At 64.1% G+C, this 12,669-nt stretch carries 14 protein-coding genes; 13 read left to right on the top strand and 1 reads right to left on the bottom strand.

Annotated elements, in window-relative coordinates:
• The first annotated feature begins 69 nt into the window (after positions 1 to 69).
• From fliF to fliR, 13 genes are all read left to right on the top strand, one after another.
• Positions 70 to 1,785 carry a flagellar basal-body MS-ring/collar protein FliF gene (fliF, locus tag O3301_RS07585; protein ID WP_251350721.1) on the top strand — a complete coding sequence of 572 codons (1,716 nt, stop codon included), beginning with the start codon at positions 70 to 72 and terminating at the stop codon, positions 1,783 to 1,785.
• Positions 1,778 to 2,776 carry a flagellar motor switch protein FliG gene (gene fliG, locus O3301_RS07580; protein WP_077407811.1) on the top strand — a complete coding sequence of 333 codons (999 nt, stop codon included), beginning with the start codon at positions 1,778 to 1,780 and terminating at the stop codon, positions 2,774 to 2,776. The genes fliF and fliG overlap by 8 nt, the downstream gene beginning before the upstream one ends.
• 43 nt (positions 2,777 to 2,819) lie before the next feature.
• On the top strand, positions 2,820 to 3,521 hold the full coding sequence (locus O3301_RS07575; RefSeq protein WP_305056385.1) for a flagellar assembly protein FliH: 702 nt from the start codon (positions 2,820 to 2,822) through the stop codon (positions 3,519 to 3,521).
• 89 nt (positions 3,522 to 3,610) lie between these two features.
• Positions 3,611 to 4,927, top strand: coding sequence for a flagellar protein export ATPase FliI (gene fliI / locus O3301_RS07570; RefSeq protein ID WP_233516143.1), 1,317 nt, complete (start codon positions 3,611 to 3,613; stop codon positions 4,925 to 4,927).
• A 32-nt stretch (positions 4,928 to 4,959) separates the two neighbouring features.
• The gene (gene fliJ / locus O3301_RS07565) at positions 4,960 to 5,400 is read left to right on the top strand and encodes a flagellar export protein FliJ (RefSeq protein WP_077407817.1); all 441 of its coding nucleotides are present in this window, start codon (positions 4,960 to 4,962) and stop codon (positions 5,398 to 5,400) included.
• Between the two features lie 19 nt (positions 5,401 to 5,419).
• Positions 5,420 to 6,721: a flagellar hook-length control protein FliK gene (locus O3301_RS07560; RefSeq protein ID WP_305056020.1), complete on the top strand. Its 1,302-nt coding sequence runs from the start codon at positions 5,420 to 5,422 to the stop codon at positions 6,719 to 6,721.
• A 186-nt stretch (positions 6,722 to 6,907) separates the two neighbouring features.
• Positions 6,908 to 7,420 carry a flagellar basal body-associated protein FliL gene (gene fliL / locus O3301_RS07555; RefSeq protein ID WP_099666868.1) on the top strand — a complete coding sequence of 171 codons (513 nt, stop codon included), beginning with the start codon at positions 6,908 to 6,910 and terminating at the stop codon, positions 7,418 to 7,420.
• Positions 7,421 to 7,426: 6 nt separating this feature from the next.
• Positions 7,427 to 8,413, top strand: a complete 987-nt coding sequence (gene fliM, locus O3301_RS07550) for a flagellar motor switch protein FliM (RefSeq protein ID WP_034754035.1) — start codon at positions 7,427 to 7,429, stop codon at positions 8,411 to 8,413.
• 48 nt (positions 8,414 to 8,461) lie between these two features.
• A complete protein-coding gene (gene fliN, locus O3301_RS07545) occupies positions 8,462 to 8,896 on the top strand; it encodes a flagellar motor switch protein FliN (RefSeq protein ID WP_034754038.1) in 435 nt (144 codons plus the stop codon).
• A complete protein-coding gene (gene fliO, locus O3301_RS07540) occupies positions 8,893 to 9,486 on the top strand; it encodes a flagellar biosynthetic protein FliO (RefSeq protein WP_305056019.1) in 594 nt (197 codons plus the stop codon). Before fliN ends, fliO begins: the two co-directional genes overlap by 4 nt.
• 7 nt (positions 9,487 to 9,493) lie before the next feature.
• Positions 9,494 to 10,252: a flagellar type III secretion system pore protein FliP gene (gene fliP, locus O3301_RS07535; RefSeq protein ID WP_369812189.1), complete on the top strand. Its 759-nt coding sequence runs from the start codon at positions 9,494 to 9,496 to the stop codon at positions 10,250 to 10,252.
• A gap of 10 nt (positions 10,253 to 10,262) precedes the next feature.
• The gene (gene fliQ / locus O3301_RS07530) at positions 10,263 to 10,532 is read left to right on the top strand and encodes a flagellar biosynthesis protein FliQ (RefSeq protein ID WP_035821365.1); all 270 of its coding nucleotides are present in this window, start codon (positions 10,263 to 10,265) and stop codon (positions 10,530 to 10,532) included.
• Positions 10,533 to 10,548: 16 nt separating this feature from the next.
• Complete coding sequence (fliR, locus tag O3301_RS07525; protein WP_289903910.1) at positions 10,549 to 11,403, top strand: flagellar biosynthetic protein FliR; 855 nt, start codon at positions 10,549 to 10,551, stop codon at positions 11,401 to 11,403.
• Position 11,404: 1 nt separating this feature from the next.
• Here fliR and O3301_RS07520 read toward each other — a convergent pair whose 3' ends face one another.
• Positions 11,405 to 12,664 (bottom strand): MFS transporter, encoded by a 1,260-nt coding sequence (locus O3301_RS07520; RefSeq protein WP_305056018.1) that lies wholly within the window; start codon positions 12,662 to 12,664, stop codon positions 11,405 to 11,407.
• Positions 12,665 to 12,669 lie beyond the last annotated feature (5 nt).

Genomic DNA, 12,669 nt, shown 5'->3' with positions numbered 1-12,669 from the left:
AATCCTCCCGAGGAAGCGGCCCCCACGCACCACCCAATACACGTAAATACACCGCCCTGGAAGGCAATCATGGCTGTAGCCGAAGAAATCGATGTGAACCGCATACCGCCGGAACCGGCGCCTGCCCGCTCGCCCGTGGAGTCCGTACAAGCGTTCGCCAAGACGCCGATGGGCAAGAATTTCCTGCGCGGCCTGGGCGTGGCGGCACTGGTCGCCATCGGCGTGGCCCTGTACATGTGGAACCAGCCGCCCGAATACAAGGTCCTGTTTTCCAACTACACGGACCGCGACGGCGGCGCCATCACCGCATCGCTGGACCAGCTGGGCATCAAGCACAAGTTTTCCGAAGGCGGCGGCGCCATTCTCGTGCCATCCGAGCAAGTCCACGACGCGCGCCTGAAACTGGCCGCGCAAGGCTTGCCGAAGGGCGGCAACGTGGGTTTCGAGCTGATGGAAAACCAGAAGCTGGGCGTCTCGCAATTCCTGGAACAGGTCAATTTCCAGCGCGCACTGGAAGGCGAACTGGCGAAATCGATCGAATCGGTGTCCGCCGTCGACACGGCGCGCGTCCACCTGGCCCTGCCCAAACCGTCCGTCTTCGTGCGCGAACAGCAAAAACCGACGGCTTCCGTGCTGCTGAACCTGCACCCGGGCCGCGGCCTGGACCAGCTGCAGGTGAGCGCCATCGTGCACCTGGTGGCGTCCAGCGTACCGGAATTGCTGCCAATCAATGTCACCGTGGTCGACCAGGCCGGCACCCTGCTGTCGAACCAGGAAAAGGACAAGGACCGCGCCAACGGCATCAAGAGCCTGGACCCGAACCAGCTGAAGTACGTGCAGCAATTGCAGCAAAGCGTGATCAAGCAGGTCGAATCGATCCTGTTGCCCATCGTCGGCGAAGGCAATGTGCGCGCCGAAGCGACGGCCGATGTTGATTTTTCGCAAAGCGAGCAGGCGGCCGAAACCTACAAGCCGAATTCCCCACCGGAAGCGTCCACCATCCGCAGCCAGCAGACGAGCGAATCGACGGGCGCCGGCAATGCCAACCCATCCGGCGTGCCGGGCGCGCTGTCGAACCAGCCGCCAGGCGTGGCCACGGCGCCATTGACGGCCGAGGCGCCGGGCGCCCCGGGCGGCGCGCCGACGGCACCGACACAGAAGGAATCGACGACGAATTATGAAGTCGACAAGACCGTGCGCTACGAACAGAAATCCATGGGCGGCCTGCGCCGCCTGTCGGTGGCCGTCGTCGTCAACTACCGCCGCAGCTTCGACAAGGATGGCAAGGTCACGGTCAAGCCGATTTCCCCAGCAGAAATGATCCAGATCAATAACCTGGTCAAGGAAGCGATGGGCTACAACAAGGAACGCGGCGACAGTTTCAGCGTGGCCAACTCCCCCTTCGACGGCATCGACCGCGCGCCGGAAGGCAAGCTGGAGTGGTGGCGCGACCCCGCCAACTTGCCGCTGGCCAAGGAACTGGCAAAATTCCTCATCACGGCCCTGATCCTGCTGTATATCTTCATCAAGATCGTACGCCCGATGCTGCGCCCGGTCATGCGCAAGATCGACGATTTCGGCGCCCCGCCGCCCGTCATCGAGCCGGAACTGAGCAAGGACGGCGAAGAAAACGAAGTCCTGCTCAGCGAAGCGGAGCTGGAAGAACTGGAAGAAGATACGGCCCGCGGTTATCGCGAAAACCTGGCGATGGCCCGGAAACTGGCGCAGGAAGACCCGCGCGTCGTGGCCAACGTAATCAAAGCATGGATAGGCAATAATGACTGAGACAACGGGACTGCAAAAAGCATCGATCCTGATGCTGGCACTGGGCGAGAGCGAAGCGGCCGAGGTCATGAAATTCCTCGGGCCGCGCGAAGTGCTGAAACTGGGCGCCGCCATGGCCACCATGAAGGGCATCGCGCACGACCAGGTGGTCGAGGTGCTCGACGACTTCCGCGCGCAGACGGAACTCAATTCCACCGTCGGCCTCGATTCGGACGAATACATCCGCCAGGTGCTGACCAAGGCGCTGGGCGACGACAAGGCATCCGTGCTGCTGTCGCGCATCCTGGGCGGCAAGGATGCGTCCGGCATCGAATCGCTGAAGTGGATGGATTCGCAATCCGTGTCCGAGCTGATCCGCAACGAGCACCCGCAGATCATCGCCACCATCCTCGTCCACCTGGAACGCGACCAGGCCTGCGAAATCCTCGGCCACTTTACGGACCGCCTGCGCAACGACGTGGTCTTGCGCATCGCCACCCTGGACGGCGTGCAGCCGGCCGCCTTGCGCGAACTCAACGACGTGCTGACGAAACTGCTGTCCGGTAACGAAAACATCAAGAAATCGTCGCTGGGCGGCGTGCGCGCGGCGGCCGAGATCCTGAACTTCATGAGCGGCGAGCAAGAAGGCTCCGTCATGGACAATATCAAGAATTACGACAATGACATGGCGCAAAAGATCATGGATGAAATGTTCGTGTTCGACAACGTGATCGATATCGACGACCGCGGCATCCAGCTCCTGCTGCGCGAAGTGCAGTCGGAAATGCTGATCATCGCCCTGAAAGGCGCCTCGCAAGAGCTGCGCGACAAGATCTTCAAGAACATGTCGCAGCGCGCCGGCGAGATGATGCGCGAAGACCTGGAGTCGAAAGGCCCCGTGCGCCTGTCGGAAGTGGAATCGCAGCAGAAACAGATCCTGCAGATCGTGCGCCGCCTGGCGGACGAGGGGCAGATTGTCTTAGGCGGAAAAGGCGAGGATTCGTTTGTCTAGTTTAATTCCCAAAGAGCAGCAAACCGCGTACCAGCGCTGGGAAATGACCTCGTTTGGCGACGAGCGTCCCAGCGTGGTGGCGGCGCGCAAGCTGCTGGAACCGGACCCCGAACCCGAATTCGACCCCTTTGCCGAGTTGCCGGAAGAAGAGCCAGCCCCGCCGCTCGAATACCCGACGCAGGAAGAACTCGACGCCATCCGCGAGGAAGCGCGCGCCACGGCCTTCGACGAAGGCCGCGCGGCCGGCTATGCGGAAGGCCATGCGGCCGGGCATGCCGACGGCCACGCCCAGTCGTATGCGGAAGGCAAGGCAGCGTCCGCCGTGGAACTGGCGCACCTGCAAACCATCGCCGTCGATTTCGGCACGGCCGTGCACCAGGCCGACGAGCTGATCGCCAATGACGTGATGGAACTGGCCTTGCAGCTGGCCAAGGGCATGCTGAAGACGGCCCTGCCCGTGCGCCCCGAGCTGATGCTGCCGATGGTGCGCGAAGCCATCGAATACTTGCCTGTACTACAACAACCAGCCTTGCTGATGCTCAACCCGGACGATGCGCAAGTGGTGCGCGACGGCATCGGCGATGAGCTCGACAAGGGCGGCTGGCGCGTCATCGAAGACCCATCCGTGGAACGTGGTGGTTGCAAGATCGACACGGCCAGCAACCAGATCGATGCGCAGACGTCCACCCGCTGGCACCGCCTGACGCATGCGCTGGGCAAAGACCTGGACTGGCTGGCGCCGTGAGCGAGCCCGTCAAAGGCCCTGCTGCCCATGCGGCGCGCTGGCGCGCCTACCTGAGCGACTGTACGGCCGTGGTCGGCTTTGTCGAACCGATGCAGATTTCAGGCCGCGTCACGCGCGTGGCCGGCCTGGTGATGGAAGCCGTGGGCCTGCGCCTGGCCGTCGGCGCCGCCTGCACCGTGCCGCTGCCGAATGGCGGCCGGGTCGAGGCGGAAGTGGTCGGTTTTGAAGGCGAACGCCTGTTTTTGATGCCGCAAAGCGACGTCGAGGGCATCGTGCCCGGCACGCGCGTGTTTTCCGTCGAACCGGCCATTCCCCGTCCCGGCAGCGTGGCGCACCCGCGCCGCCGCCCCAGCGACCGCGCGCGCCACCTGCCCGTGGGTCCGCAACTGCTGGGCCGCGTGCTCGACGGCGCGGGCCGTCCGCTCGACCAACTGGGCCCGCTGCACACGACGGACAGCGCCCCCATCAATGTACGCCCCGCCAATCCCCTGGGCCGCGCACCCATCGTCGATACCCTCGACGTGGGCGTGCGCTCGATCAACGCCATGCTGACCGTGGGCCGTGGCCAGCGCATGGGCCTGTTCGCCGGTTCCGGCGTGGGCAAGAGCGTGCTGCTGGGCATGATGGCCCGCTACACGGAGGCGGATGTGATCGTCGTCGGCCTGATCGGCGAACGGGGACGCGAAGTAAAAGAATTCATCGAGCAGATCCTGGGCCCCGAAGGCCTGGCCCGCTCCGTCGTCGTGGCCGCGCCGGCCGACACCCCCCCGCTGATGCGCCTGCAAGGGGCCGCGTATGCAACGGCGATTGCCGAACATTTCCGCGACCAGGGGCAAAACGTGCTGCTGATCATGGATTCGCTGACCCGCTACGCCATGGCGCAGCGCGAAATCGCCCTGGCCATCGGCGAACCGCCCGCCACCAAGGGCTATCCACCGTCCGTCTTCGCCAAGCTGCCCGTGCTGGTGGAGCGGGCCGGCAATGGCGAGGAAGGCGGCGGCTCGATCACGGCCTTCTACACCGTGCTGACCGAGGGCGACGACCAGCAGGACCCGATCGCCGACTCGGCGCGCGCGATTCTCGACGGCCATATCGTGCTGAACCGGCGCCTGGCCGAAGCGGGCCATTATCCCGCCATCGACATCGAGCAATCGATTTCGCGCGCCGCCCACTCGATTACCACGCACGAACACCAGCAGCAGGCGCGCAAGCTGAAACAGCTGTATTCGCGCTATGAACGCAGCCGCGACCTGATCAGCGTGGGCGCCTACAGCGCCGGTACCGACCCCGTACTGGACCAGGCCATCGCCCTGCATGAAAAGATCGAGGCGTTTTTGCAACAGCAAATCACGGAGCGGGTCAGCATGGACGAGAGCTTGGGGCAACTTACCGCTCTATTCGACTGATTAGGGCTTGCATAGCGGGAATATAATCAGCCATGGCTTCTCCTTCCCAACTTGCAACCCTGATCGACCTTGCCCAGCGCGAAACGGACGACTGCGCCAAGCGCCTGGGCGCGGCCCTGAAAGCGCTCGACGATTGCCGCCAGAAGCTCGACATGCTGTCAGGCTACCGCGACGACTACGCCAAGCGCTTCGAGACAAGCATGAGCAGCGGCATTACGCCCATGGCTTACCGCAACTTCCAGGCCTTCATGGTCAAGCTCGACAGCGCCATCCTGGGCCAGCAGCAGGTAGTCGAGCATGCGCAGGCGCGCAGCGACAATGAAAAGATGCGCTGGCAGTTGGCCGAACGCAAGCGCATGTCGTACACCACCCTGAACAACCGGGCGCAGGAACAGGCGCTGAAGCTGGAAAACAAGCGCGACCAGAAAGCAATGGATGAGCACGCGGCGCGACAAGCCTATTACAAACGCTAAGCAACACTGAGGCAGCATCATGCAAACCCAGCCAACCCCGATTTCCCAGATTGTCTCGCCGAACGCCACGCCGGGCGCCGCCAACCGCAGCCAGCCGACCACCAGCGGCACGGCGGGCGACTTCCAGCGCACCCTGAACCGCCAGATCGAGCAACGCCAGGCCAGCCGCAATATGGCGCAAGCGCAAGTACAAGCGCCTGCGCCGGCGGCCCGTCCTGCCAGCCCTGCGGCCACGCAGGCGCCGGCCCAGGCGCCAGCGAGCGAAGCGAAACCGGCGCCAACGGGTACCGAACAGGCGGCCAGCAGCGAACAGCCGCCAGCGCAGTCCAGCGAGGCGGCCGCGCCCGCCACCGACGACAACACCAGCACCCCGGCCGAGGCCAGCGTACCCGCCGCCCCCGCTACCGCGACAGTCGCGCCGCCAGCCGATCCGGCCGCCGAGATGCTAGCCCTGGTAGGCAGCATCCAGCTGGCCATCCAGCCGCCGGCCGCAGCCGCCAAGGCCGTGCCGGAACTGCCCGCGCGCGCCAGCGTCAAGGCCGACGGCAAGAACCCGGCCACAGGCCCCTTGCTGGCAGCCGGCCAGGGCAGCGGCAAGGCCGCCGCCACCGCCGCCGCGCAAACGGACAGCGGCGACTTTGCCGACAGCCTGGGCCAAGCCCAGGGCAAGACGGCCGCCACACCAGGCGCCAGCGTGCCAACCGGCAAGGCCGAACCTGGCAAGCTGACTATCGACGCCCAGCTGGCAGCCACCGCCAAGGCGGGCGCCGCCGTGGCCGAACCGATCATCAAGGAAACACCTGCCGACCTGAGCCGCCTGGCGGCCCAGTTGCAGCCGGGCGCGCTGCAGCAGGCGGCGGCCGCCGTGGCCGTGCCGGCCGACAAGCTGACGGGCCGGGTCGGCACGCCGGCCTGGGACCAGCAGCTGGGACAGAAAGTCGTGTGGATGGCGGCCGGCGGCGACCAGAGCGCCACCCTGACCTTGAATCCGCCCGACCTGGGACCTGTGCAAGTGGTACTGACAGTCACCAATGACCAGGCCGATGCCGCCTTCATGTCAGCCCAGCCGGAAGTACGCCAGGCGCTGGAAGCGGCCATGCCGCGCCTGCGCGAGATGATGAGCGAAGCGGGCATCGCCTTTGGCAGCGCCACCGTCTCGGCGGGCACGCCGGAACAGCAGGACCAGGGTAACCGGGAAGCATCCGGCGGACGCCGCGGCAATGGCCAGGGCGGCGGCGTAACGGGTGGCGAGATCGCCATCACGCCGGCGGCAGGCGGACGCAGCAGGCCCAGCCTGAGTGCCGTGGATACCTTTGCCTGAGGACAATTCGTCGTCCGCCAGCCGCTGGCGCGCCCCCTGACGTAACTTTTCGTCTAAAAACAGCGAGTTGAGGGCGCTTCCGCCCTCTTTTCACTGCATCCTTCTGCGCAGAATTTGCCGATAATGACATAATGGCGTCGTGATCCACTTCCATGCACTCGAGTACCATTGAAAGCAAATCCAAAAATGAAAGCAGATCCGAAAGCAGATGCAGGCCTGGCTCCCGCCGGCGCCTCGAAAAAGAAGCTTCTGATCATCGTGCTGGCCTCGGTGCTGGTGGCTGGCAGTATCGGTGGCGGTGCCGCCTGGTATTTCCTGCATGGCAAGGCCGATAAAGAAGAATCGGCGCCCAGCAAGAAAAAACATGCCGCTTCCAAGGCAGGTCCGCCCGTCTTCGTGCCCATCGATGCCTTCACCGTCAACTTGCAGCCGGAAAATGGCGAGCAATACCTGCAAATCGCGTTTACCTTGCAGGCCAGCAGCCCGGAAGAAATGGACTTGATCAAGGTCAACATGCCGAAAGTGCGCAGCCGTTTATTGCTGCTGCTGTCCGGCAAGAAGGCGTCCGAACTCAATACCGTGGAAGGCAAGCAGCAACTGGCGGCCGAAATCATCAATCAGGTGAACCAGCCGTTCGAGGACAAAGGGCCGGAGCAGGACGTGACGGACGTATTATTTACCGCATTCATCATTCAATAAGCAGCCATGGCCGATAATTTCCTCTCCCAGGAAGAAGTCGATGCCCTTCTGAAGGGCGTCAACGGAGACCAGGACGACGCGCAGGCGCCGGAAGATGTCACGGGAGTTCGTACCTACAACCTGGCAACCCAGGAGCGCATCGTGCGCGGCCGGATGCCAACGTTGGAAATTATCAACGAGCGTTTCGCCCGGCTGCTGCGCGTGGGCCTGTTCAACTTCCTGCGCCGCAGCGCCGAAGTGTCGGTCGGTTCCGTGCGCGTATCGAAATACAGCGAGTTCATCCGTAATCTGGTGGTGCCGACCAATCTGAACCTGGTGCACATGAAGCCGCTGCGCGGCACGGCCTTGATGGTCTTCGATCCGGGCCTCGTGTTCTTGCTGGTCGACAACCTGTTCGGCGGCGACGGACGCTTCCATACGCGCGTCGAAGGGCGCGACTTTACGCAGACGGAGCAGCGCATCATCCTGCGCATCCTCGACATCGTCTTCGAAGCGTACACCAAGTCGTGGGAGCCGGTCTTCCCCGTCGAGTTCGAATATATCCGTTCAGAAATGAACACGCAGTTCGCCAACATTGCCACGCCGAACGAAGTGGTGGTGGCGTCCACGTTTACGGTGGAATTGGGCTCCGTTTCCGGACAAATCCACTTTTGCATGCCGTATTCGATGATCGAGCCGATCCGCGATTCGCTGACCTCCAGCCTGCAGGGCGAGGCGCTGGAAGTGGACAAGCGCTGGATCCGCCTGATGACGCAGCAGATCCAGATCGCCGAAGTCGAGCTGGTCGCTTCGCTGGGCACGGCGCGCGTGTCGTTCGATGAAATCCTGAACATGAAGGTGGGCGACATCATCCCCCTGAATATTCCCGAACTGATCGCCGCCACCGTCGACGGCGTGCCCGTGATGGATTGCACGTACGGCGTGTTGAACGGACAATATGCGCTGAAGGTTGAAAAGTTGCTGGCTAACGCCGATAACATGAACAATCATTAAAAAATACCCGGGCCGCTGCGGCCCGCATCTGTACAACAGGAGAAACACATGTCTGACAACCAAGACGACCAAAGCGCGGAAGACGATTGGGGCGCGGCCATTGCCGAGCAGGCCAAGGCGGAAGCCGAAGCGCTGCAAAACCAGGCCGCCAATACGGCCAGCGCGGCCAGCGCCGCCGTGTTCAAGGACTTTTCCAAGCAGGCATCGAAGTCGGAAACGCACAACGATATCGATTTCATCCTCGATATCCCCGTGCAGCTGACGGTCGAACTGGGCCGCACCAAGATCGCCATCAAGAACCTGCTGCAACTGGCGCAGGGTTCCGTGGTCGAGCTCGACGGCCTGGCCGGCGAACCGATGGACGTGCTGGTGAACGGCTGCCTGATCGCCCAGGGCGAAGTGGTGGTGGTGAATGACAAGTTCGGCATCCGCCTGACGGACATCATCACGCCTTCCGAACGCATCCGAAAATTGAATAAATGAAGCCTGGCCTGTTGATTTCCACTGTGCTGCCGTTCCTGGCGGCATGCAGCATCGCGCACGCCGAACCGGCATCGGCGCCGGCGGCCAGCGCCGCCAGCGCTTCCGTCGCGGTGGCAAGCGAGGCATCGCCAGCCGCCACGGCGCCGGCCGCCTCAGCTGCAACGGCGGTGCCGGCCTCCGCGCCTGCCGCCGCCCTGCCCGCCATGCCGCCCGGCGCGCCGATGACGATGGCGCCGACCAGTTCGGCCGGCAGCTTGCTGCAAACCATCTTCGCACTCGTGTTCGTGCTGGCCCTCCTGATCGGCCTGGCCTGGTTCATGAAGCGCTATGGCCCCAAGGTCATGGGCGGCAACAGCAAGATGCGCGTCGTCAGCTCGCTCAACCTGGGCGGACGCGAACGCATCGTCCTCGTCGAAGTGGCCGACCAGTGGATCGTCGTCGGCGCCTCGCCCGGCAGGATCAACGCGCTGGCCACCATGCCGCGCCAGGAAGGCGACTTGCCGCAACTGGCCACGGCGCAAAACGGCCCCGCGGCCGCCAATTTTTCCGAGTGGCTGAAACAGACCATCGAAAAACGCAATGGGAAATAAGCAGCAGATGGCGTGGACCACCTTGAAGACTCCCCTGACCTGGCTGCTGGCGGCCGCCGCCCTGGCCTTGCCGCTGTGGGCGATGGCCCAGCCGGGCATCCCGGCCTTCAACAGCACGCCGGCCCCGGGCGGAGGCCAGAATTATTCGTTGCCGGTGCAGACGCTCATCCTGATGACGTCGCTCACCTTCCTGCCGGCGGCCCTCCTGATGATGACCTGCTTTACGCGCATCATCATCGTGCTGTCCCTGCTGCGCCAGGCCATCGGCACGCAATCGGCGCCGCCCAACCAGGTGCTGGTGGGGCTGGCCCTGTTCCTGACCCTGTTCGTCATGGGACCCGTGTTCGACAAGATTTATACGGATGCGTATCTTCCTTATCAGGAAAACAAGATCACCATGCAGCAGGCGATGGACAAGGGCGTCGATCCCCTGAAAACCTTCATGCTCAAGCAGACACGCCAGGCCGACCTGGCCCTGTTTGCCAAGATGTCGCGCTCGCCGGCCCTGCAAGGTCCGGAAGACGTGCCGCTGCGCATCCTCGTGCCCGCCTTCGTCACCAGCGAACTGAAAACGGCGTTCCAGATCGGCTTTGCCATCTTCATCCCGTTCCTGATCATCGACATGGTGGTCGCCAGCGTACTGATGTCGATGGGGATGATGATGATGTCGCCGGCGACGATCTCGCTGCCGTTCAAGCTGATGCTGTTCGTGCTGGTCGATGGCTGGCAGTTGCTGCTGGGCTCGCTGTCTCAGAGTTTTTACTAGGGGAAATACGATGACACCCGAAAGCGTCATGACCCTGGGCCGCCATGCGATGGAAATCACCCTCATGGTGGCCGCGCCCATGCTGCTCGTCGCCCTTATCATCGGCTTGATCGTGAGTATTTTCCAGGCGGCAACGCAGATCAACGAGGCGACCCTGTCCTTCATCCCTAAGCTGGTCGGCATTTTCGTCGCCCTCGTCGTGGCGGGCCCCTGGATGCTGTCCGTCATGCTCGACTACATGCGCCAGGTCTTCACGGGCATCCCGAACCTGGTGGGCTAGTGCCGCGCTTGTTGCCATGCTGACCCTGTCCAGCATCGAACTCAATACCTGGATCGCAGCACTGCTGTGGCCGCTTAGCCGCATCCTCGGCCTGATCGCGGCCGCCCCCCTGTTCGGCAACGCGGCCGTGCCGGCCACCGTCAAGGTGAGCCTGGGCGCCCTGCTGGCCATGATCATCGCCCCCACCGTGCCGGCCTTGCCGGCCGTCAACCCAATGTCCTTGCCCGGTTTATTGATCCTCACGCAGGAGATGCTGGTGGGCCTGGCCATGGGCTTTTCCATCCGCATCGTGTTTTCCGCCATCGAAATGGCCGGCGAGATCAGCAGTCTCACCATGGGCCTGGGCTTCGCCTCGTTCTTCGACCCGCAAACCAAGGGCAGGTCTTCCGCCATCAGCCAGTTCCTCGTCATGCTGGCCACCTTGATGTTTTTGACCGTCAACGGCCACCTGGTCTTGCTGGCGGCCCTGGCGGAAAGCTTTGTCAGCCTGCCGATTTCATCGAGCCCCATCAGCGGCGGCGGCTTCCAGCAATTGGCGGCGTGGGGTGGGGAAATTTTCCGTTCCGGCCTGCAAATTTCGCTGCCCATCATCGCCGCCCTGCTGCTGACCAACGTAGCCCTGGGCATCTTGACGCGGGCCGCGCCGCAGCTGAACATCTTCGGTATCGGTTTTCCCGTCACCCTGGGCGTGGGCTTGCTGGTGATCAGCATGGTCCTGCCCTACCTGGCCACGCCCTTCCAGAACATGTTCCTGCGCGGCATAGAAACGGCGCGCCTGCTGCCGCGCGGCTTTGCCACGCGCGACCGGCCGCCGCCGCCCGCGCCGCCGAATCCCTTGCGCCCTCCGGCGCCGGCCGCGCCGGCACGCTGACTCACCGCGGGTCGCTGCTCAGCGCCGCGCGCCAGCGCCGCACGTCGACGTTCAGGCGCAACTGGTGATGCTTAACCAGGTAGCGCACGCCGACCAGCGCCGCCGCCAGGCCCGACAAGGCGGCTATGCCCAGCGCCCAGCGCGGGCCGAAGGTGTCGGCCACCCAGCCCACGATGGGCGCGCCCAGCGGCGTGCCGCCCGCCGAGATGGCCAGCACGATGGCCATCACCCGGCCCCGCATGGCGGGCGCCGTCGACAGTTGCACGCTGCTGTTGACGCTGGTGGTAAAGGTTTGCGCGGCGATGCCGATGACTACCAGCATCATGCCGAACAGCCAATAATTGGGCATCACGGCTGCCAGCGCGCTGGCCAGGCCGAACAGCGCAGCGGCGCCCAGCAGCAAGGCCAGCGTAGGCTGGCCGCGCCCGGCCGCCAGCAGGGCGCCGGCCACGGAGCCGCAAGCCATCACGGAACTGAGCACGCCATACTGGCCGGCGCCCGCATGGAAGGCCGTCACGGACATGGTCGACAGGAAGATGGGGAAATTCAGGCCGAAGGTACCGATCAGGAACAGCATCAGCAAAATGGCCATCAGGTCGGGCCGCTGGCGCACGTAGCGGAAACCCTCGCCCAGACTGGCCCGCGTGGCCTTCAGGCGCGGCGCGCGGCGCAGCAATTCCACGCGCAGCAGCAACAGCGAACCGATCACGGCCGCAAACGAGACGGCGTTGATGATGAAGACCCAGCCGCTGCCGACGCTGCTGATCAGCAAGCCGGCCACGGCCGGGCCCAGCATGCGCGCCGCATTGAACGAGGTGGAATTGAGCGCCACGGCATTCGTCAAGTCTTCCTCGCCGACGATTTCGGCCACGAACGTCTGGCGCACGGGCGCATCGAAGGCCGTCACGCAGCCCAGCAGGAAAGCAAACACATACACGTGCCACAGTTGCACGAGGCCGCTGATGCACAGCAAGCCCAGGCCCAGCGCCAGCAAGCCCATGGCCGCCTGCGTACACAGCAGCAATTTCCTGCGGTCGAGCAAGTCGGCCGCCATGCCCGTCAGGGGCAGCAACAGCAGTTGCGGGCCGAATTGCAAGGCCATGACGATGCCGACGGCGCTGGCATTGTGCTGCGTCAATTCGCTCAGCACCAGCCAATCCTGCGCCGTGCGCTGCATCCAGGTGCCGATATTCGACACGAGAGCGCCGCCGGCCCAGATACGGTAATTGGGTATGCGTAGCGAACGGAATGTGTTGTTCATCTGGG

Source organism: Janthinobacterium sp. SUN211 (assembly GCF_030587315.1).
Taxonomy (GTDB): Bacteria; Pseudomonadota; Gammaproteobacteria; order Burkholderiales; family Burkholderiaceae_D; genus Janthinobacterium; species Janthinobacterium kumbetense.
Note: the sequence above shows the minus strand (reverse complement) of the source record. Positions and strands in the feature narration are given on the sequence as shown.